Genomic DNA, 21,191 nt, shown 5'->3' with positions numbered 1-21,191 from the left:
CGCAGCCGGATTGGCAATCACGGCAGCGGAACCCTCAATGACGGCGGAATCGGCCCCGCCCATACCAACGGCACGCGTATCCGGAAACCCTCGATCGTCCAGTGCGGCACCGGCCGCAGCCGACAGCAAAGCCGCTCCCGCGATCACCGTTTTTTCATTGCCGTTTTATTCATCAATTGTCACACCCCTTCTTTTAGAAGGACTTTAAAGTTGAAAATGAAAATATGCAGTCAAAAAAATACCCGCCCGTCTCGCGACGGTCGGGTACATCGCACCCCGTTGCAGGGTGCTGGGAGGAGAGAGATTCAGGTCTAACCCACAGCCTCCGGGCCTTTTTCCCCGGTGCGGATCCGAATGCACGCCGGAAGGTCGAGGACGAAGATTTTTCCGTCACCGATATTTCCTGTACGTGCACCTTTGATAATCGCATCGGTGGTGGCTTCGACAAATTCATCATTCACAGCGATTTCAATGCGAACCTTCTTTAGGAGGTTCACTTCGATATCCGCGCCGCGATAGGTTTCGTGATAACCCTTCTGCTGCCCGCATCCCATCGCGTTGGTGACAGACATTTTGTAGACTTCAGCATCATATAGAGACTGCTTCACGTCGTTAAGTGCTTCGGGCTGAATGTATGCAATAAGTAATTTCATAACCGTGTCCTTTCAGATTAGACGTTCGTAAAGAACTGGAATCCATGATAGGCTTCCATACCGTGTTCGCCCAGATCGAGCCCCTTCATTTCCTCTTCTTTGCTCACGCGGATACCCACGGTAAGCTTCAGAACCAGAAAGATAATGAAGGCGGCCGGGAAACAGACCACCGCGTAGGACACGATGCCGATCAGCTGCGGTACAATCGTATGCTCCGGACTGAGGGCAACAAACAGGGTACCGAGAATACCACAGACCAGATGGACCGTAGTGGCACCCACCGGGTCATCCAGTTTAAAGCGGTCAAAAATCATGACGGAAACTACTGCAATGGAACCACAGACCAGCCCGACCACAACCGCCCACGGAATGGAAAGTACATCCGCACCTGCAGTGATCCCCACAAGACCGGCCAGACACCCGTTGAGAACCATGGTGAGGTCCGGATGTTTCTGAATTGTCCACGACGCCGCCATGGAACCGATAATACCAGCCGCCGCAGCAAGAGAAGTGGTTACGAGAACATAGGACACCAGTCCCGGATCGGCCGACAGTACCGAACCGCCGTTGAACCCGAACCAGCCGAGCCACAGGAGAAACACACCGATAGTCAGCAACGGCATATTGTGGCCCTGAATGGCCTTCACTTTGCCGTTTACATATTTACCCAGGCGCGGCCCGAGCAGAATGATCCCGGCCAGAGCGCCCCATCCACCGACGGAGTGCACCAGCGTAGAGCCGGCGAAATCGTAGAATCCAATCCCGTCAAGCCAGCCGCCGCCCCATTTCCAGGAACCGACCCACGGATAGACGAGACCGACGTAAACCGTCGAAAAAATCAGGAACGGACCAAGTTTAACACGCCCTGCAACCGCTCCCGAAACAATGGTGGCCGCCGTTGCGGCAAACATGCCCTGGAACAGGAAATCGGTCCAGTAGGCATAACCGCCGTCTGCATAGGCAATCAGCCCCGCAGCACCTTCCGGAGAAGAAATACCGAATCCGCCAAAGCCGAAGAGACCGGCGGAATCCTCGGCAAAACCAGGATACATCAGATTAAAGCCGACCAGCGCATAGGTCAGCAGCCCGATGGCCGGAATAGCCGTATTTTTAAACAGAATATTTACCGAGTTTTTTGCCCGGGTCAGGCCCGTTTCGACCATGGCAAAGCCCAGATGCATAATGAACACAAGGAACGTGGCCACCATCATCCAAACATTATTGGCAGTAAACAAAGCATTATCCGCCGCTGCCAAGGCATCTGCCGCTGTCACTTCCGGCGCTTCTCCTGCCATGACGGGTACCGCCGCCAAAGCTCCGAGCGCGAAAGCGAACATCGCGTACTTTTTCAGTTTATACATCTTTTGCATCCTCTCATTCGTTGACTTCAAACATTACATCGGCCTTTGAAACCGAGTTCCTCCTATTTGCACAAGGTATGCCATCGAACTGAAGATGCCGTAACCCGTTTATAAACAAAATATAACATATGACATAACAAATTTGTATTTTGATAATTTAAAACAATTCTGTCTTAATATGTGATTTTTCGACATTATTGTTGGCAAATACACTCGGAAAAACTGTTATCCGACGATTGAAACATTTTTGGCGGACCCCAACGGAACAATCAAATGCGGCAATGCTCCAGCAATAAAAGGTGAAGCCGACATTTTCATAAAAAAACACAGCGCCCCATTCCGGCTATAAAACAGTGATTACCGACTGACTTCAGGCGCATTCCCGGTTCCGCACCGATGCCTGCAGACCGACCACGGCGCACGTATTGTTCTCAGATCAACAGACCGGAAATCAGGCCTCGTTCTCCGGGGTGAGATTCTGCTCAAGCAGAAAGGCCTCTACTTCGCTGATCCGTCCAAAATTCAGCATCGCATTGGCAATCTTTTCGGCCTCAGCCAGATCCATGGCATTCACCAGCCGCTGAACCGTTGGAGCATGGACACTGTCAATACTGAATTTTCGCAGTCCCACACCAAGCAGGAAAGGCAGCATACGCGGATCCGCCGAAAGATCTCCGCAAATGGACACTTCTTTTCCATGTGTCAGCCCCGCCGAAACGATACGGTTGATAGCACGCAGGATCGCGGGATGGTGAGCCAGATACAGACTCGAAACCATTTCATTGGTCCGGTCAACCGCCAGCATATACTGAATCAGATCGTTTGAACCAATCGACAGAAAGTCCGCTTCCTGCGCCAGCTCATCAACCACCTCGACAGCAGAAGGCAGCTCCATCATAACCCCGAATTTTGTATCCGGATTAAAAGCAACACCCTCTGCATCCAGGCTGCTCATGCACTCATAGGCAATATTCCGCGCCGCAAGAAAGTCGTCCACCGAGGAAACCAGCGGAAACATGATCCGGGTATCCGCTTCGGCACCGGCCCGCAGAAAGGCACGGAGCTGCTGCGCGAAAATATCTTTGTTCTGCAGCGAAAAACGAATGGCCCGCATCCCGAGAAAAGGATTCGCCTCGTTCACATTGGAATAATAGGAGAGCATCTTATCGCCGCCGATATCCAGAGTCCGGAAGGTCACCATGCGCCCTTCCATCTGATCAACCAGCTTTTTATAAATTACATACTGCTCTTCTTCCGTCGGGAAATCATTCCGCACAATAAACGGAAACTCGGAGCGATAGAGCCCGACCCCTTCAACTTTAAATTTTCGCGCCGGCTTGAGATCGCTCAGCAGGTTGATATTGGCGAAAATACTGACGCGCTGACCGCATTTCGTCAGCGTTTCATCTTTCATGTCCGACGCGTCATGCAGCGCGATCCAGGCCTGATCAAGATCGCGGTATTTTGCATACACTTCCGGGCCGGGACGCAGATAAATAATCCCCTGCTCCGCATCCATCAGCATCTCTTCGCCATCCGGAATAGCATCGGCCTGCTCGCGACTGATCGCCACCATCGGAATGCCCAGCGACCGGGAAATAATCGCATTGTGCGAGGTCACCCCACTGCTCACAATGAAACCTTCCACATTTTCCGCAGAAAGCTTCAGAATGTCCGAAGGCAGCAGCTCATGAGCAATAATGATCTGTCCTCGATAGTCGGCCTCATCGGCTTCCTCGTTCAGGAGATTGCGCGTCAGCCGGTTCCCCAGATCCTTCACATCGAGCACTTTTTCGCGGATGAGCGGCATTTTGCTCTTCGAAAAAACCGCCACATATTCATCCACGACCGTAGCAATGGCCTTGACGGGCTCGCAGCCCTCTACAATCAGGTTCTTAATCCGCCCTGTAAACTGATCATCTTCCAGAATAAGCAGATGGGCACTGAAAATAAGTACAGCCACATCCGCCAGCTCCTCGCTGGTCTGCCGCTGAAGCCGGTTGATCTGTTCCGCCGTTTTTTCCACCGCCAGCTCAAAATCCTCGAGCGTATGCGGCTCCGCATCGGGATCAGGCAGCACACAGGAGTCGCTTTTCCCGGAATCCAGCGGAAAGGCTCTACCGCGTGCCGTTCCCGAACTGGCCGACCGCCCTTTGATCAGCGAATCGGTAATCACCTTTTTCGGCGCGGCCGCCTCCTGCGAAGCCGCTTCAACACGCGCTTCACTGAGCAGCTGCACATTTTCAATCATCGTCGCCAGTTGTGCGGCAATCGCCCGCAGCGCCTTCACATCATTCGGTGTGAAATAGTTTGCCTCATCCGCCTGCACCACAAGAGCACCGATCCGACGCAGTCCGCGCAGAATAGGAACCGCCAGAAAGGCTTCATACTCCTCTTCATGAATGCCCGGGAAAAATTTGTAAGAATCACTCTGCGAAGCTGTTCCGACACAGATCGGCCGTAGCTCACGAACCGCCCGGCCGGTAATTCCCTCACCAAGCTTCAGCTTCACGGTACCAATGGCCCGCTCATCCAGCCCCTGCGTCGCCCGCAGCGTCAGCTCCTTGTCCTCTTCATCATAAATATAGATCGAACAGACATCCGCCTGCATATGCGACGCCACAGACGTCACCACCTGCTGCAGCAGCTCACGCCGGTCGCGTCCTCCCTCAGCCAGCGATATCAATTCCGCAATGTCGCAAACCAGATCTACATTTCTTTTTTTCATCATAGGCATAAACTACTTCCTAAAGTTGGAACATATCCGCCGGAATGCAGATAGTCAAAGGTAACAGATAATCCAATTTAACCCTCGCCCACGCCCGGGCCCTTTCGTAATATTTTTCTTCAATTGGAAAGCCATGAAAATGAACACACCTTCAGTCGAACAACTGCTCGAACTTTATCGCCCGATGGTGGCCTCGCGCTACACGGACCAGCTTCAATCCGCCGCGGCTCAGCGGGGCGAAGTCTTTTTTTACATCCCCTCCTCCGGTCACGAGGCCGCCGCCGCGCTGGCACCGCATATGATCGAAAGCGACTGGCTGCATCTCCATTACCGTGATCGTGCACTGGCCTACGCCCGGGGAGTTTCCTACGAAACCGTCTTTTACGGCCTCTTCTCGAAAGAGGAATCCAACTCTGCCGGACGCCGTATGCCCGCCTTCCCGTGTGATCCGACCCTCAACATTATGAGCACCCCGACCCTCGTCGGCAGCAATGTGCTCCAGGCCGTGGGCGCAGCAACAATGCTTAAAAATGAGCCGGACAATCCCTTCGTGGTGGTTTCCGTCGGCGACGGCGCCACCCAGCAGGGCGATTTCTATGAAGCCGTGGCCGAAGCCGTTCGCGCCAATCTGCCGGTCCTCTTCCTGATTGAAGACAACCGCTTTGCCCTCTCCACACCGACCAAAGGAAACACGTTTTATTCTCTGCCGGACGGCGAAGCCGATTCCTTCCTCGGCCTTCCGATCCAGCGGGTCGACGGCTCCGACACGATTGCCACCTTCAACACATTCGGCCAAGCGGTTTCCGAAATCCGGGAAACCCGCGAACCCCGGATCGTCGTCATGAATGTTGAGCGCCTCGAAAGCCACACCAATGCCGACGACCAGTCCGTTTACCGTACCGAGGCCGAACTGAAAGCTGCGCTGGAAAATGCCGACCCCTGCGCCAAGCTCCGCGATTACCTGCTGGCCAACGGCATCGATGCCGCTGCCATCAAAGCCATCGAAGATGATGTAAAAATCCAGGTGGATGCCGCCTTCCAGACGGCACGCGGCGGAACGGCACCGAAAGCCGATCTTACTGCCAAAAAACCGCTTCCGGAACCGCGACAGGAATATCGTGGAACCGAAGACAACCGAACACTCAGCATGCTCGAAGCCATGCGCGAGGCGCTGAAACACCGGCTTTCCAACGATCGGAAAACCACCCTGCTCGGTCAGGATATCGAAGACCCCAAAGGCGATGTTTTCGGCTTGACCCGGGGTCTTTCCCGGACATTCCCGGAACAGGTCAGCAACGCAGCACTGGCGGAAAACACCATTCTCGGTGTCTCCACCGGTCAGGCCCTCGCCGGCGGAAAACCGGTGGCCTTCATGCAGTTTGCCGACTTTATGCCGGTGGCGTATAACCACATTCTTTCTGAAATCGGAGCCATGTACTGGCGTACTAATGGTCAATGGGAAGCTCCGGTTCTGATCATGTCCATTTCCGGCGGCTACCGGCCAGGGCTCGGGCCGTATCATGCCCAGACCATGGAATCGATCTGTGCACATATTCCCGGTGTTGACGTCTTTATGCCGTCCACCGCCGCGGATGCCGCCGGGTTGCTGAATGCCATAGCCGAATCCGGCCGGCCGTCGGTTTTTCTCTTCCCGAAAAGCCTGATCAACGACCGCTCCAATACCACCTCGGCCGACATCGATAAACACTATGTCCCGATTGGAAAGGCCCGCGTTACCCGCGTTGGCCAGGATATCACGCTCGTCAGCTGGGGCGGCTCCATGCCGGTGGTTGAACGCACCGCCGAAGCTCTGAAGGAAGTCGGAATCAATGCCGAAGTGATCGATTTGCGCACCATCTTCCCGTGGGATGAAGAAACCGTGCTCTCTTCGGCCCGAAAGACCGGAAAACTTGTTGTCGTCCACGAAGACAATAAAACCTCGGGCATGGGCGCGGAAGTCGCCGCCGAAATTGCGGAAAAAGCCGGTGCCGAAGTACAGGTGGCCCGCATCACCCGTCCGGACACCTATATTCCCTACGATTTCTCCTGCCAGATCGAGGTACTGCCGTCATTCAAACGTACGCTCGAAAAATGCTGCGAGATGCTCGACATCGATATTCACTGGAATAAACCCGTTGAAGACGAAGCCGGCATCATCACCGTTAAAGCCATCGGGTCAAGCCCCTCTGATGAAACCATCACCGTCGCCGACCTGCTGGTCGCTGAAGGAGAGGAAATCAAAGAAGGCGACCTGATTGCCTCCGTCGAAGCCGATAAAGCCTCCATGGATATCTCTGCACCGGTTTCCGGAAAAATATCAGAAGTGCTGGTTGAAGAAGGAGATACCCTGACGGTTGGAACGCCGATGCTGCGCATCGCGTCGGATGAAGCCGCCCAGCTCAAACCGATCACGAAAGAAGATCCCGGCACACCGGTTATGGAGCGGAGGCGCAGTTCGGGCGGGCCTAAGGTCGCCCCCATAGCCCCGGCCATTGAACAGAAACCGATCTATATTTCCAACATCACCAAAGTATTCGGTTCCCGCCATATTACCAACGAGGAACTGCTGCAGGGCCGCCACGAATGGGATTCCGATGCCATTCGGAAACGGACCGGCATTGAAGAACGCTACTGGATCGACGGCGACGAAGATGTGCTCAGCCTAGCGGTGAATGCCACCCGCCAGCTGCTGGAAAAGGAAAACCTCACGATTTCTGATATCGGAGCCATTATCTGCTCCACCGGAACCCCGAAAACCATGACACCTTCACTGGCCTGTCAGGTGCTGCATGCACTCAGCCCGGCTAAAGGCGAAGTGCTGATGCAGGCGCACGATGTGAATGCCGCCTGCTCGGGCTATATGTATGCCCTGCAGTCAGCCTTCGATTTCCTGACCAATGCGCCGGATAAAAAGGTGATCGTCATCACCGCCGAAACGCTTTCGCCGATGGTCAACATGGATGATCAGAAAACCATGGCCCTGTTCGGCGATGCCGCGACAGCTTCGCTGGTGAGCTGCGAACGCCGACCGGGCAATATTGAAGTAAAACTGAACCGTCCGTTCCTCTCCGCTACCGGTGTCGATCAGAAAGTGCTTTATGTTCCGAACATGGGCAGCGGCGAAGTCATTGAAATGGAAGGGCTCACCGTCTTCAAGCTGGCGGTCCGTAAAATGATCGATGTGCTCGACAGTGCCTGTCAGGAACGTGGCATTCCGCTGGAGGCCCTCGACAAGGTGGTGCCGCATCAGGCCAACGAACGCATTATCGAAGCCATTCGGAAAACCATCAAATTCCCGCCGGAAAAAATGTTCAACCATATCCGCAAATATGGAAACACCTCTTCGAACACAATTCCGATTGCCCTCTGCGAACTGGTTCCGACCCTTGAAAAAGGAGCCAAGATCGGTGCGACCGCCTTCGGCGGCGGTTTCACCTTTGGTGCGGCTGTGGTGGAAAAAGTCTGAATATTTCCAGAGCCCGGAACGACTGCATACCAACTCGGCAAATACAACACCTTCGACAACAATGAAGGAACTGTATTGCAGAGTTTGTATTATAAAAAATAACACCGTTTCTCAGAGTTCTTGTGCTCTGCTTGACAGCTTTTTCCTCCTTTAATCGCGGTGTACGATCCACCCTTTTTCGCGACGTAATGGCATATAATATTATGCCGGTATACCGTAATAATATTTTTTACTATGTGCTTTGGAGGACCCCGAATATGAGCATATGGTTCCCCGCGTTAACTGAAACATACGGCGCAGATAAAAAACAGCGTTACAAACTTAAGGGGCAAATACATGAAACGTACACTGACTGCCGCTCTGGCATTCACCGCATCTCTCACCTTCGGCGGAGATTTTATTCAATGGACCGATACCAGTCTGACAGTACTGGAAGGCTCCGGTTTCGAAGTTGATCCGGAAGACCAGACCACGCTGACCATCGAACATGCCAACGGCTGGAAATACGGCGATTTCTTCTTCTTTAATGATTTTATCTATTTCAACGGAGACCAAAGCAGTGCCGATGACAGTTCCTCCTACTATGGTGAAATTGCGCCGCGCTTCAGTTTTGGCAAAATGCTGAATCAGGACCTGTCTGTTCTCTTCGTCAAGGATGTACTCGTAGCCACCTGCTACGAATATGGCCGCTGGCTTAACGGCGATGCCTTTGGTGACAATTATCTCATCGGTGCCGGCGTAGATCTCGATATCCCGGGCTTCGATTTTTTCCAGCTGAATGTCTATCAGCGCTTTGCAGGCTCAGGCGACGGCGACACTGTTCAGATCACTCCGGTCTGGAAAATATCGTTCCCCATGGGTCAATCTTCACTGATCTGCGACGGCTTCATTGACTGGGTAGTCAACAGCGACGGCGCCTATGAAAAAAACCTGCACGTCTGCCCCCAGTTCAAATTTGATATCGGTGTCTTTTTCAATATGGAAGCCGGCTCTCTGCTGGCCGGTACCGAACTCGACTACTGGACCAACAAATACGGCATCAAGGATTCCTCAGGATTCAAAACCGACCAATTCGCTGCCAGCGGTATCGTGCAGTATCACTTCTAATCGTCTAACGGGAGAACACCATGACCGGCTTTTTCAAACTCAAAGAACACGGTACCGATACAAAAACCGAAATCATCGGAGGGTTAACCACCTTCCTGACCATGGCCTATATCATCTTCGTGAATCCTATGATTCTGAGTGCAGCCGGCATGGATAAACCCGCCCTGATCACCGTCACCTGCCTGGCGGCGGCGCTCGGCACCTTTCTCGTCGGCCTCTGGGCAAACGTTCCGTTTGCCATGGCCCCGGGCATGGGACTTAACGCTTTTTTCACCTACACGCTGGTGATGGGTCAGGGCCTCGACTGGCAGACTGCGCTGGGCGTGGTCTTTATTTCCGGTATCGCCTTTTTGGTCCTGACCGTAGTCGGCATCCGAGAAAAAGTGGTCACCGCCATTCCGGTCGGATTGCGGATTGCCACCGCCGCCGGCATCGGCCTGTTCATTACTTTCATCGGCATGAAAAACCTCGGGCTGATTGTCGACAACCCGGCCACGCTGGTTTCCATCGGACCGCTGACCAAACCGGTGCTGATCGGTCTGGCCGCCCTGCTGCTGATCACCGTACTTGAAGCCCGCAAAATCAAAGGCGGCATTCTGATCGGCATCATTTTTGCAACCATTGTCGGCGCCCTGTTCGGTGAGGTCAGCCTGCCTGAAAAATGGGTCTCGGCCCCGCCGAGCATTGCCCGATTGCTTTCAAGCTCAACATCGTGGCCGCTCTGCAATTCGGACTCCTCGGTGCCATTTTCTCCTTCATGTTTGTCGACCTGTTCGACTCCATCGGCACCATCGTGGCCTGCTCCTACGAAGCGGGTTATGTGGAACCCGACGGAACCATTCAGAAAATCGACAAAGTACTTGAAGCCGACGCCGTAGCCACCATTGCCGGCTCACTACTCGGCACGTCCACCACCACAACCTACATCGAATCCGCGTCCGGCATCGGTGACGGCGCGCGCACCGGTCTGGCCTCCGTAGTCACCGGAGCCCTTTTTCTGCTGGCCCTCTTCCTGGCACCGCTCATCAAGATTGTTCCGTCTTTTGCAACCGCTCCGGCCCTGATCATCGTCGGCGTTTATATGTTCCGTAACATCCGGGAAATCGACTTTTCCGACCTCAAGGTGGCCGTACCTTCGTTCCTGACTATGATCCTGATGCCGCTCACGTTCAGCATCGCCACCGGCCTGACCGTTGGATTTCTTTCCTACATTCTGATCACGGTCTGTTGCGGCGACTTAAAAAAAATCTCTCCGGTCATGTGGGTCGTCGGTCTGCTCTCTGCGATCAACCTCTTCGTCAGTATGGCACATTAATAGACAACAATCTTAACATCATCTTCAAATTCAAAAGGCCGCTCATTCCGGGCGGCCTTTTTGAAGGAAGGCAGAATTCGATAGTAGACCTGCAGAGAAAGACAGCAGAATTCAGTCGTGTAAATGATATCTTTGGTCAACGCTTCATCCGTTTCGGATGGCGGCTTCCAGGCTCCGGAAACATCCTGTGCCTTGATGAGCATCGGCGCAAATTTATTGTTCCAGCTCTGCCATTTCGAACCGCCTTTCTGAAAAATTGCCTGCGTGTTGTAGTACCACTCATAGGCAATATTGAAGCTTTTGTTTTTTCCCGTCTTCTCCCAGCCCTCATCCCAGTCGGTACACTCAACGTCTTTCAGATAGTCCAGCCCGGCCTTCACCTCCGCCACTTCGTTGCTGCCCGCCAGCTGCATACAGAGCACTGCCACACCCGTCATATAATCCAGATCTCCATTCGGCATCTTGTTACCCAACCGATAATAAAACTTCCCCTCGCCGGCATGCATACCCTGAACAAACGGCACAGACTTCTTCAATGCCGGAACAATCCCTTCTTTCTGAACCCCGGCGGCCTCCGCCGCCTTCAATGCCTGCACCTGCCAGCCTCCGACCGATAAATCGCTCCACTTTTCATGCTGATACCGGTGATCCCATCCACCTTTTTTCTGCTGTCCATCGATAATCAGCTGCACCGCCTTTTCCACCGGTTCCTTCAACATCGGCATGCGGGTCATGGCATACGCCTCGCAAAGCGCATACGTGGAAATCGCATGCCCGTAAACCCCGATATCATCGTGCGATCCCACCGTCTTTGAAAACGGCACAAAACTGCCGCTCTTTTCATCCTGCTGTTCGAGCAGATACCGGATGGCCTGCCGCACCGTTTCCCCGTACCTTTCCGACTGCCCCGTTTCGCCATGCGCCAGATAGCACAACAACGCCAGACCGGTCAGCCGCGCCCGCTCCTGTTTCGCCGTCATACTTCGACTGTTCCCCACGCCCCAGGCCCCGTCCTCCCGCTGATTTTTCTGCAGCCAGTCCAGACCTTTAAGCACAGCCTTCTCCACCTGACCGCCATATCTTCCCCCGAATTCACGGAGCATTTTTTTCCGCCCCGCTTCCGATCGGCCCACCATCAATCCTTTCAGCACCAGCGGACTTTCCAGAGTCGCCACCGCATCAAGCCCACTCAGATCCAGCTCCGATTCCAGCATGGAATCCTCCGCCAATACATCTTCAGGCAGCACTTCCGCCGGCTCCTCCGATACTTCCGGAAATTCCTCCTCGCCCGCCTGCTCTTCAACCGGCTTCTCCTTTTCAAGGGGGTCCGCCTTCCGAACCTGTTCCTCCACCACCCGGACATCAATCGCCCGCTCTTCAACCGGCGACCGGAAAACCAGTACCTTCACGAGCAAAATGATGATGCCCGTATGGAGCAGCACAGAAAGCAGTGCCCCGCTGATCCGCACTTTTCCCCGTTTTCTGTTCAATCCATCTTTCATTTATTTTCCGCTCATCACCGCAATCTGCGTCAGCCCGTTTTCAGCACAGAGATCCAGCACGCTGATCAGGCGGCCATGCAGCGACTCATCAGAGCAGTTCACCAGGACGGTCTGCTGTGTACTCACTGCAGCCAGCCGTCGGATCAGACGGCTTAATTCCTCATCACTCACCTTGCGGCTGTTGATCGCAAATCCATCGCCACGTACCCCGATTCTGATCATATCCGCAGAAGACGGCTGCGCCTGGGCAGCATCCGGCGCAGGCCGTGAAATATCCAGAAACGACAGCACCTCCGCCGCACTGAACGTCACCAGAAAATAGATCAGCAACTGAAACACCACATCAATCATCGGCGTCATCGACACCTCAACCTCGACCTCCGTTCCTGCAAATCTACCTGTCTTCGTTCTTCTCATCCTGCGTTCTTTCGCGATTAATCAACACGGTCTTTGACAGCAATAAATGCAATTTTATAGAGCCCTGATTCGGTGCACACATCCATGACTTTCCGGACATTGGAATGCTGCGACGCGGCATCCGCCCGAATCCGGATCGGAATCGACGGTCCATACACCCCATAGTCGGCAACCGTCTTCTTCAGAATCTTCCGGAGTCTGGAAACCGACAGCGGCGTTCGCCCGATCATGATTTTTCCCTGATCATCGACTTCAATCGTGATAGTACGCGGATCCTTCTCCTGTGCCATTTCCGGAGCGTTCGGAGAATCGGGCAGGTTAATCCACTCCGAAAACTGTTCCCGTTCGAGCTGTGCGGTACAGACGAAAAAAATAATCATCTGGAAAACCACATCAATCATCGGGGTCATGTTGATACCGCCGGCTTTGTTTTTCTGGAACGTACGCCTCGCCATTAATCCGGTTTCCGGCTCTTCAGCCCCTTCATCACTTCCATGGTCAGACTTTCCATGGTCAGAATCACCTTGGCCGCACGATTACGGAAAAAGAAGTAGGCCCCGATCGCCGGAACGGCAATGACGAGCCCGGCGGCTGTCGTATAAAGCGCCTGCGAAATATTAATGGCCAGCAGCGCATTTTTGGCCGCCCCCGATGTCGTGCCCAGCGTGGCAAAAGCCAGAATCATCCCCTGCACAGTGCCCAGCAGCCCGAGCATCGGCGCAAGATTCCCCACCACATTCAGATAGTTCACCCGCTGCAGCATCTTCTCGCTCTCCATATCGGCCGCGATACCAATGGCTTCCTGCGCCGCATCAAAACCATCCTCAACATTTTCAAATCCAGCCAGCAGAATATTGGAATAGGGGCCGGGAACATCCCGGCACCGTTGTGCCGCTTTTTTAAGACTCCCCTCTTCAATCGCCTCACGGACCAGCGAAACCAGCGTTTTCGGAATAATCTTTTTTTCCTGAATATTCAGCAGTGAGTCGATAATCAGTGACCCGGCCGCCAGCGAAAGCCCTGCCAGCCCGATCCATAACACCATGCCGAAAGCCCCGCCGCCCTTCACTACATCCAGAAAACCCGAAACCTCTTCCGGCGCGGCCTCCGCCGCCTGCACCGCTTCACTTTTTACGATTTCCGCCTCTTCCGCAAAAACCGCACTTCCGGCAATCAGTAAAACCATAATCCACCGCTTCATTCCTCAGTCTCCTTCAATAAATTTCCGGCCTCTTCAGCAAGCGCTTTCTGCGCTCTGAAAAACATCGCCACCTTCTGCCGGTCCCGCCGCGCTCCGGCCGGATCCCCCTGTCCCGCTTTCAGCTTCCCCCGCAGCAGATAAGCCTGCGCCGCAGCTGCCCGGGAACCGGAGCGGATGTCCTCGTCCAGCATATGCAGCGCATTTTCCACCTCTCCGCTTTTCACCATCGCTTGAAGCAGACGTTGTCGGTTCTGCGGAACCGACTGATCTTCCAATTCCAGAAACGCCTCAACCGCGAGATCATACTGTTCTGCCGCAAAATAATAATCGGCCAGCAGTTGAACCGCCTCCTGATCCCATTTCAGAAACCGGCACTTCTTTTTTGCCAGCTTCAAGTAAGGAACCGCTTTTTCACCCTGCCCCGTTTCGATCAGCTGCCTCGCAATATCAAGCTCCTTTGGACGATCCGCCACCGCGTGTTTATACTGACCCTTCTGAAACTCCATCAACTGACCTCCCGCCGTCTTCAGTGTAATCCGGCCGTCAGCCGCAGCGGAAATTTCTGTCCCGTTAATCTGCCGGCCGGCATTATTCACCACATAGGCCGCATGCACCGAACTGCACAGCAGCAAAACAACATTAATCCGCCAGCGCACGCTCCGCCTCCTTCCGGTATTTCCTGACAACCTGACTCTGCTTATGCTCCGGAAAAAGCGCAGTGAACTGGTCACACGCGTCAAGCACCAGTTCATATTTACCCAGCTCCATGCAAAGCGGCAGACTCTGCATAATACTCTCAGCAATCAGCGGCTGATGTTCCGCATGCTCCGGGTCGGCCAGCAACGCCACCCGCTGATAGGCCGACAGCTTTTCTTCCGGATCGCTTAACACACCGGCCATCTCCAGCGTCACCGCATAATTTTCACGGGCAGCTTCCGAATAGGCCGCAACCGCTGCATTTGTCCGACCCAGTTCAACCAGACAGCGTGCCTGCATCAGCCGCGCATCATAAAATCTCCCCGTGTCCGGATAGTCCTCGAGCAGTGCTTCCAATGTCCGGAAACTTCCCTCAAAATCTGCGATACCGAATTTACAGGCCGCCGCACCGAACACAGCACGCTCATCATCGGGCACTGCCGCAAAAGCCTTTTCCGCCAACGCAAACTGTTCAGCCGACAACAGGCCTTCACCCGTTGCAAGATAAACGTCGTGACCATAGGCATCCTGATCTTCGAGCATCCGGCCAAGCACCTGTTCAGCAACGTTGAAACGCCCCGCATCAACTGCCGCAACAATCAGTCCGGCCAGTGCTTTTTTTGACGCCGCTGCTTCCGGGAAATCCTCTTCCAGTGTTTCCAGCGTCTGAAACGCAGCTTCAAAATCCCCCGCCACCAAAAGAGCCTGCGCCTTTTCACTCATGGCCTGTGCCGCCCATTTCGAACGGGGAAATTCCACCAGAAAATCGTCCAGCTTTTCCAGATCGGACAGCATAGTCGCCTGAAGGTAAACTACTTTTTCCAGTCGTTCCCCGGCCTCCCCGAAACGGCGCAGTTCGCTTTCCAGCAACTGAAAAAAAGACATGGCCTCTTCCATCTCTTCTGCCTCATAAGCACGCCATGCAAACCATGAAAGAATATCGGCCCGCTTTTCATGTTCCGGAAAAGTGGTTAGATAAAGCTGAAACAGCTGTTCGCCCAACTCTTCATTCCCGGCATCCACTGCACGACGGCCCAGACTCAGAATCCCTATCGGAGCGTTGGTATCAGCAGCAAAACGTTCACAGCAGTATTCAGCAATCATATAGACCTCATCAGGCCGCCCGAGCTCCTGTTTACAGACCGCCAGATTACGCAGTGCCTGCACTGATTTCACCGTCTCCGGAAAATAGTTGATGGCGGTTTCGATCGCTTCCACGGCATCGGCATATCGTTCCTCCGCCATTCGTCTTGATCCCAGTCTGAATTGAGCGGCGATAAATGAATCTTTATGCGAACCGAGGTCAATCCGCACCTGTTTACCATGTCGCTCCAGTTCGGCCTGCATCGCTTCGGCAGCGGCCTGAGCCTTTTCTCCCCAGGGACCGTCACTGTATTTGATGTATACATTGTAGAAATGACGGAAAGCTTCAACGGCCGATTCCAAGGTCTGAAACCTTTCGTATTCTTCACGATAGGTTTCACCCAGTATATACCGGCATCCGGCGACGGGACTGATCGAGGATACCGGAATGGCGTTGGCTTTCAGATTCCGCTCTATATTCTGCAGCACTTCAGCCTGATCCAGCAACTGCATACGCGCCTCTTTCCACTTCCCGTCAAGCAGCAGCAGACGTCCCCAGGTTACAACACTTTCACCGTACCACACATCCATAGATCCCAGCTGCACATCAGCGCAGCAGTCCTTAATCTGTGCACGCAGTTTCTTCTTATCCTTCTTCGAAAGGGTTCCGGTTTCCAGTCGCCCAATCGCAGCACCGGCAATCTGTGATTTCAACCGGTGAATCTCCTGTTTTTCAACGGCATTTTTAAGCTGCGAGCTCAACTGCTCATAGGTCTCTCCCCGGCACAGCATGCCGGATAGCAGCATCCCCAGAAACAGTCGCACATTCATTATTTTATAATATCATTCTTTCAAAGATGGTCAATTATCGTTTCTATCCGACTTGTATATTCGAAGTACATTCCGTAGATTGTTTCAGATTACGATTCCATAGAAAATTATTAAACAAACAACTGAATCAAACGATTGAAGAGAGCCCAAACTGCCGGCTCTCATGGAGAAAACGGCGTTCATCCTGATCATATCCATACCCGCACCAAGACAACACAAGGAGCCTGATTATGAAACACGTATACCTCGCACTGCTCGGCGCAACCGCAACCTACGCTGACTTTGATATTCAGGAAGCCATCGACACCTCAAAACCCGGAACCGTTATTTCCATTCCGGCAGGAACCTATCGCACTCCGATTCAAATCAAGCAGGGCCTGACCCTCTCAGGAGAGAATGCGGTGCTCGAAGTGGAATCCAACCAACCGGCCATTCTGATTAATACCCATAAACCGGTACTTCTTGAAGGAATAACCTTTCGTTATAAAACAGCACATAAACCGAAAAAGAGCGACACCCCCTATGCCGTCTTCATCCGGAATGGAGAAATTGAAATTAAAAACTGTGTCTTCGAAGCTCTGGACAACAGTACCGCATCTCCCGGAGCCGTTTCAGCCCGGGATAAATCCGAAGTGAACATCCGCAACTGCCGGTTCGACGGTTTTGAATATACCATTCAGATCTGGAACGGAGCCGAAGGTGACATTGAAAACTGCCTTATCATGAATCCGGGCCATTGCGGCATCACCATCGGCCATGGATCAAGTGCTGAACTGAAACATAATATCGTGGCCGGTTCACGGTATCACGGCATCCGCTGCACCGGCGGCAAAATTGAGGCGGACTCCAATCTCGTGATTCAAAATAAAAACCGAGGATTTTATATCGGAAACCGCTCAGCAACCGGCGAACTCAGCAATAATCTGATCGTCGACAACGGCACCGGAATCAGTGTCTTTGTCCTCTCAAAGCTGGGAATTGAGCATAACGTCATTATTCGTTCCAGCCATGCCGGACTGGCCATTGCCGATACCGCAAAACTGAAAGTCGAAAACAACATTATCGCGGACAATGAAAAGGGGCTGGTAGGTTTTTCTGCTGAAAAAGACCGCGAGCCCGATATGGATATCAAAGGAAGAAATCTTTTAGCCGGAAACAAAATGGTATCTGAAAATCTCGGTCTCTCCTCAAAAATTATCGAAAAAGATCCTGCATTCAGCCAATCCGGAAAAGGATTGTTTAAATCTGCCGTAAATGGCATCGGGCTCGAAAACCCCGGCGAACTGCAATCCCTCTGGATCAAATGGCAGACCGCTCTGAATACACACTAGCCAAACGCTGAATCGCCCCTTTTATCTGCCTCGATAAAACCGCGCCAGCCGTTCTGGAGAAATGCCCAGCCGATAACCAAGGATCATCAGCTTATTGACCAGAGTTACTTTTAAAACTCCATGCTGCTGCCAGCGCCGACCGGAGGTGATCGCTGCCTCCGGACGGGTGACAACCGCTCCGACATGACGAAGGCTGCGTACAAAAGCATAGTCCTCCATAATGGGCATATCCGGGAATCCGCCAACCGCTTCAAAGGTCTCTTTTCGCAGAAACAACCCCTGATCACCGAAGGGAAGTCCGCCCTTTACAGAGCGCCAGTTTGCCGTATCTTCAATAAATTTCTGTCCAGGAAAAGTTTCCCTGACTTTAAAACGGAACGCTCCGACTGCAACCGATGCATCCGCCAGAGTTTCCCGCACCAGCCGGTCCCATGCGTCGGGGAGAATCGTATCGGCATGCAGAAATAACAGGATATCACCGGAAGCTTTTTCCGCCCCAAAATTCTGCTGTGCGGCCCGTCCGCTCTTACATTCGATCGTATTCGGAAAAATCGACCGCGTACCATCCGAACTGCCGCCGTCCACCACAATGATTTCCACACCGAACCCTTCACGAACTTTTTCCAGGGTTGGAGAAAGATGGGCCTCTTCGTTCAGCGTCGGAACGATAACGGAAATCTTCGGAGGAATATCTTCAACGCGATCCACATCGTTCCGTTTTGGAAGCTGATAGACTGACAACCCGGACGCAGCCCTCATGGTTTGCGCAAAAACATATTCCCCGCCCCACTCAATGTTTTTAAACAGCGGCGTCATCGCAACTGCCCGATCCAACCCGATCAGATAATAGCCCCCATCATTTGCCGGTCCAATGACCAGTTCATGGCTTTCCAATGAGCGGAATGCATCGTTTAGATTCTTTCCGTCATTGAAAGGACAGTCTGAACCAACGATAACTGCCTTGCTCAACCCTTCGCTAAAAGCATCTTCACAGGCACGTTGCATCCGCTCACCCAAATCCCCTTCGCCCTGCTCCGTATAGATCAGGTCAGCACCCAGCCAATGGCGCATCTGCTCCACCGTTCCCCCGGTATAACGAATTTCAATCTCAACACCGGTTTTACGGGCCTGCCGAACCGTGTGCTCCGTCATTTCACGTTGCAGCACTGCCGCCGCATCTTTTCCAATGGAAGAAATCAGCCGTGTCTTTGTTTTTCCGGGTACTGGAAACCGGGTGAAAATAATCAGCCGAAGATTCATCGCCGCGCAAACCTGAACCATACCCGCATCAATTTTGTAAGGGTCGGGGTTAGACGGGTCTGATTGTAGAGACCGGCGACCCGCTTGATTGCTTCCGACTGTGTCGGATAAGGATGGATAACGCGGCCAATTTTTCCAAGGCCCATTCCGGCAGCCATCGCAACCGATATTTCGCTGATCATTTCGCCCGCATGTGCGGCCACAATAGTCGCTCCCAGAATTTTATCGGTTCCTTTTTTTACGACGACCTTCACAAACCCGACCGTCTCACCTTCTGCCTGCGCACGATCATTTTCTGCCATTTCGAATTTATACGAACCGGTTTTAATTCCCTTCTTTTCAGCTTCGTGTTCGTACATTCCAACATGAGCAATTTCAGGATCGGTATACGTGCACCAGACCATGTTGACATCGGACCATTTTTTCCGCCCGCCGAAGAGTGCATTCTGAATCACCATTTGTGCAGCAACATCAGCAGCATGGGTGAATTTCCACGACATACAGCAGTCGCCCGCCGCAAATACCCGCGGATTGGTTGTGCGTAAATAATCGTTTACTTTTATCCCGACACGTTCATCAAACGCAATACCGGCTTTTTCCAGCCCAAGATTTTTAACATTCGGAACCCGTCCAGCTCCGATTAAAATCTGATCTCCTTCCAACGTCGATGCTGTTCCGTTCCGGATGAGATGTATTCTTTTATTTCCACCTTCTTGTGAAACGCCGGTCACCTCCGAGTCCGGCAGGACTTCTATACCATCCCGGCGGAACGATTCCGCCAGAATAGCTGATGCCTCGGGATCCTCGCGCGGCAGAAACCGCGATTTTTCAATGATTGTCACCTGCGATCCCAGACGACGAAAGGCCTGTGCCAGCTCACAGCCAATCGGTCCTCCGCCAATTACGATCAGGTGCTCCGGCCGTTCTGTCAGATTAAAAACGGTTTCGTTGGTCAAAAATCCAGCGTCATCTAAACCAACAATTTCAGGATGCCGTGCACGGGCACCGGTGGCAATGACCGCTTTCCTGAAGGTAAGCGTTTGCCCATTGACCTCAATGGTATTGCGCCCGGTAAATTTCCCTTCGCCGAAAAACAGATCGACGCCTTTACCGGAATAGCGCTGCGCAGAATCGTTGACACTGATCTCAGCGCGAATTTTACGGAGGCGCTCCATCACCTTCGGGAAATCACCCTCAGAAACTTCAGAAGCTGTCAAACCAAACTCCGCAGCCCGACGCATTTTTGCGGCAAGGTGCGAAGGTGCAATCAATGCTTTAGAAGGCACACAGCCGATATTAAGGCAATCACCGCCCATCAGGTGCCGCTCAATCAAAGCCACCTTCCCGCCAAGACCAGCAGTGCCGATGGCCGAAATCAGTCCAGCTGTACCGGCACCGACCACAACAAGATTATAGATCCCGTCCGGAACCGGATTCCGCCAGTTCAGCGGATGCACATTTTCAATCAAACGTTTATTATACTGATCCTTTGGTTCGGGCTGAATATTCCATTCTTCACGCATCAATTTTCTCCGACAGACTCTTTTTCGCAATTTTCGTGACATAAACCGTAACGAGTATGGTAGCCAGAAAGGCCACAAGATTGATTGCCCATTGAACCCCCGAAGGGGCTTCTGCGGTTTCCGCACCAAGGCCTGCAAGATCACCGGCCAATGAACCGATATACACATACATCACAGTTCCGGGCATCATACCAATCCAGGAGGCCAATACATACTCGCGCAAAGAAACCCGCGTTAGGCCATAGGCATAATTCAACAAGTTGAACGAAAACACCGGCGACAACCGGGTAAGCCCGACAATGCGCCACCCCTCTTCTGCCACCGCATCATCAATCGCAGTGAACCGTCGATTCCCTTCAATTTTTCTGACAATCCAGTCGCGTGCAAAATAGCGCCCGATCAAAAAGGCCGCTGTTGCCCCCAGTGTTGATGAAACCGAAACTAAAACCGATCCCACTGCAAGGCCGTAAATAGCACCAGCACCCAGTGTCAGTAATGAACCGGGAATAAAGAAGACACAGGCTGTTATATAGAGCAGCAGGAAAATGCCCATGCCCACTGGACCCAGTTCCCCGGTCCATGCCAGAGCATCTGCCAACCATTGTTGCAAACCTGAATATTTTGCGCCCAGAAACAATATCGCGATAATTGCCATAATGCCCATTAGAGGCTTAATCCACTTCATAATTTACCCGTCTTTCAGCAACTGCAATGCGC

At 52.9% G+C, this 21,191-nt stretch carries 15 protein-coding genes and 1 pseudogene; 4 read left to right on the top strand and 12 right to left on the bottom strand.

Annotation, left to right across the window (positions count from 1 at the left end; genetic code table 11):
- Positions 1-311: 311 nt before the first annotated feature.
- The 3 genes from EGM51_15520 to ptsP all read right to left on the bottom strand — a co-directional run bounded on the left by EGM51_15520 (position 312) and on the right by ptsP (position 4,751).
- Positions 312-653 carry a P-II family nitrogen regulator gene (locus EGM51_15520; protein QBG48738.1) on the bottom strand — a complete coding sequence of 114 codons (342 nt, stop codon included), beginning with the start codon at positions 651-653 and terminating at the stop codon, positions 312-314.
- Between the two features lie 17 nt (positions 654-670).
- Positions 671-1,948: an ammonium transporter gene (gene amt / locus EGM51_15515; protein QBG49329.1), complete on the bottom strand. Its 1,278-nt coding sequence runs from the start codon at positions 1,946-1,948 to the stop codon at positions 671-673.
- A gap of 517 nt (positions 1,949-2,465) precedes the next feature.
- Entirely contained in the window at positions 2,466-4,751 is a 2,286-nt protein-coding gene (gene ptsP, locus EGM51_15510; protein QBG48737.1) for a phosphoenolpyruvate--protein phosphotransferase, read from the bottom strand.
- A gap of 124 nt (positions 4,752-4,875) precedes the next feature.
- On the opposite strand from ptsP, the gene EGM51_15505 reads away from it, so the two are divergent.
- From EGM51_15505 to EGM51_15495, 3 genes and pseudogenes are all read left to right on the top strand, one after another.
- A complete protein-coding gene (locus EGM51_15505; protein QBG48736.1) occupies positions 4,876-8,208 on the top strand; it encodes a beta-ketoacyl-ACP synthase 3 in 3,333 nt (1,110 codons plus the stop codon).
- 336 nt (positions 8,209-8,544) lie between these two features.
- Positions 8,545-9,315: a DUF5020 family protein gene (locus EGM51_15500; protein QBG48735.1), complete on the top strand. Its 771-nt coding sequence runs from the start codon at positions 8,545-8,547 to the stop codon at positions 9,313-9,315.
- 20 nt (positions 9,316-9,335) lie between these two features.
- Positions 9,336-10,630 (top strand): annotated as a pseudogene (locus tag EGM51_15495) (NCS2 family permease).
- Here the strand turns inward: EGM51_15495 and EGM51_15490 are convergent.
- Genes EGM51_15490 through EGM51_15465 form a run of 6 tightly spaced genes read right to left on the bottom strand, consistent with a single transcriptional unit; the run spans position 10,627 to position 16,360 of the window.
- Positions 10,627-12,132, bottom strand: coding sequence for a hypothetical protein (locus EGM51_15490; GenBank protein QBG48734.1), 1,506 nt, complete (start codon positions 12,130-12,132; stop codon positions 10,627-10,629). The pseudogene EGM51_15495 and the gene EGM51_15490 sit on opposite strands and share 4 nt — an antisense overlap.
- Positions 12,133-12,549, bottom strand: a complete 417-nt coding sequence (locus tag EGM51_15485) for a biopolymer transporter ExbD (GenBank protein ID QBG48733.1) — start codon at positions 12,547-12,549, stop codon at positions 12,133-12,135. It lies immediately after the preceding gene.
- 17 nt (positions 12,550-12,566) lie between these two features.
- Positions 12,567-13,004: a biopolymer transporter ExbD gene (locus EGM51_15480; protein ID QBG48732.1), complete on the bottom strand. Its 438-nt coding sequence runs from the start codon at positions 13,002-13,004 to the stop codon at positions 12,567-12,569.
- Positions 13,004-13,750, bottom strand: coding sequence for a MotA/TolQ/ExbB proton channel family protein (locus EGM51_15475; protein QBG48731.1), 747 nt, complete (start codon positions 13,748-13,750; stop codon positions 13,004-13,006). Before EGM51_15475 ends, EGM51_15480 begins: the two co-directional genes overlap by 1 nt.
- Entirely contained in the window at positions 13,747-14,406 is a 660-nt protein-coding gene (locus tag EGM51_15470) for a hypothetical protein (protein ID QBG48730.1), read from the bottom strand. The genes EGM51_15475 and EGM51_15470 overlap by 4 nt, the downstream gene beginning before the upstream one ends.
- Positions 14,390-16,360, bottom strand: a complete 1,971-nt coding sequence (locus tag EGM51_15465; GenBank protein ID QBG48729.1) for a tetratricopeptide repeat protein — start codon at positions 16,358-16,360, stop codon at positions 14,390-14,392. The genes EGM51_15470 and EGM51_15465 overlap by 17 nt, the downstream gene beginning before the upstream one ends.
- A 230-nt stretch (positions 16,361-16,590) precedes the next feature.
- Between EGM51_15465 and EGM51_15460 the strand changes: the two genes are divergently transcribed.
- Complete coding sequence (locus EGM51_15460; protein ID QBG48728.1) at positions 16,591-17,691, top strand: hypothetical protein; 1,101 nt, start codon at positions 16,591-16,593, stop codon at positions 17,689-17,691.
- Between the two features lie 21 nt (positions 17,692-17,712).
- Here the strand turns inward: EGM51_15460 and EGM51_15455 are convergent, their stop codons facing one another.
- Genes EGM51_15455 through EGM51_15445 form a run of 3 tightly spaced genes read right to left on the bottom strand, consistent with a single transcriptional unit; the run spans position 17,713 to position 21,159 of the window.
- Positions 17,713-18,951: a DUF2064 domain-containing protein gene (locus EGM51_15455; GenBank protein QBG48727.1), complete on the bottom strand. Its 1,239-nt coding sequence runs from the start codon at positions 18,949-18,951 to the stop codon at positions 17,713-17,715.
- Positions 18,948-20,474: a mercuric reductase gene (locus EGM51_15450; protein QBG48726.1), complete on the bottom strand. Its 1,527-nt coding sequence runs from the start codon at positions 20,472-20,474 to the stop codon at positions 18,948-18,950. The genes EGM51_15455 and EGM51_15450 overlap by 4 nt, the downstream gene beginning before the upstream one ends.
- On the bottom strand, positions 20,467-21,159 hold the full coding sequence (locus tag EGM51_15445) for a TVP38/TMEM64 family protein (GenBank protein ID QBG48725.1): 693 nt from the start codon (positions 21,157-21,159) through the stop codon (positions 20,467-20,469). The genes EGM51_15450 and EGM51_15445 overlap by 8 nt, the downstream gene beginning before the upstream one ends.
- Between the last annotated feature and the right edge of the window lie 32 nt (positions 21,160-21,191).

Source organism: Verrucomicrobia bacterium S94 (assembly GCA_004299845.1).
Lineage (GTDB): Bacteria > Verrucomicrobiota > Kiritimatiellia > Kiritimatiellales > Pontiellaceae > Pontiella.
This window is presented reverse-complemented; position numbering and strand designations above follow the sequence as displayed.

Bases quoted from the DNA above. Each gene is read 5' to 3' on its own strand.
- EGM51_15475 (QBG48731.1), bottom strand. From the start codon at position 13,750: ATGAAGCGGTGGATTATGGTTTTACTGATTGCCGGAAGTGCGGTTTTT.
- EGM51_15460 (QBG48728.1), top strand. From the start codon at position 16,591: ATGAAACACGTATACCTCGCACTGCTCGGCGCAACCGCAACCTACGCT.
- amt (QBG49329.1), bottom strand. From the start codon at position 1,948: ATGGCAGGAGAAGCGCCGGAAGTGACAGCGGCAGATGCCTTGGCAGCG.
- EGM51_15505 (QBG48736.1), top strand. From the start codon at position 4,876: ATGAAAATGAACACACCTTCAGTCGAACAACTGCTCGAACTTTATCGC.
- EGM51_15500 (QBG48735.1), top strand. From the start codon at position 8,545: ATGAAACGTACACTGACTGCCGCTCTGGCATTCACCGCATCTCTCACC.
- EGM51_15520 (QBG48738.1), bottom strand. From the start codon at position 653: ATGAAATTACTTATTGCATACATTCAGCCCGAAGCACTTAACGACGTG.
- ptsP (QBG48737.1), bottom strand. From the start codon at position 4,751: ATGCCTATGATGAAAAAAAGAAATGTAGATCTGGTTTGCGACATTGCG.
- EGM51_15480 (QBG48732.1), bottom strand. From the start codon at position 13,004: ATGGCGAGGCGTACGTTCCAGAAAAACAAAGCCGGCGGTATCAACATG.
- EGM51_15465 (QBG48729.1), bottom strand. From the start codon at position 16,360: ATGAATGTGCGACTGTTTCTGGGGATGCTGCTATCCGGCATGCTGTGC.
- EGM51_15445 (QBG48725.1), bottom strand. From the start codon at position 21,159: ATGAAGTGGATTAAGCCTCTAATGGGCATTATGGCAATTATCGCGATA.
- EGM51_15485 (QBG48733.1), bottom strand. From the start codon at position 12,549: ATGAGAAGAACGAAGACAGGTAGATTTGCAGGAACGGAGGTCGAGGTT.
- EGM51_15490 (QBG48734.1), bottom strand. From the start codon at position 12,132: ATGAAAGATGGATTGAACAGAAAACGGGGAAAAGTGCGGATCAGCGGG.
- EGM51_15450 (QBG48726.1), bottom strand. From the start codon at position 20,474: ATGCGTGAAGAATGGAATATTCAGCCCGAACCAAAGGATCAGTATAAT.
- EGM51_15455 (QBG48727.1), bottom strand. From the start codon at position 18,951: ATGAATCTTCGGCTGATTATTTTCACCCGGTTTCCAGTACCCGGAAAA.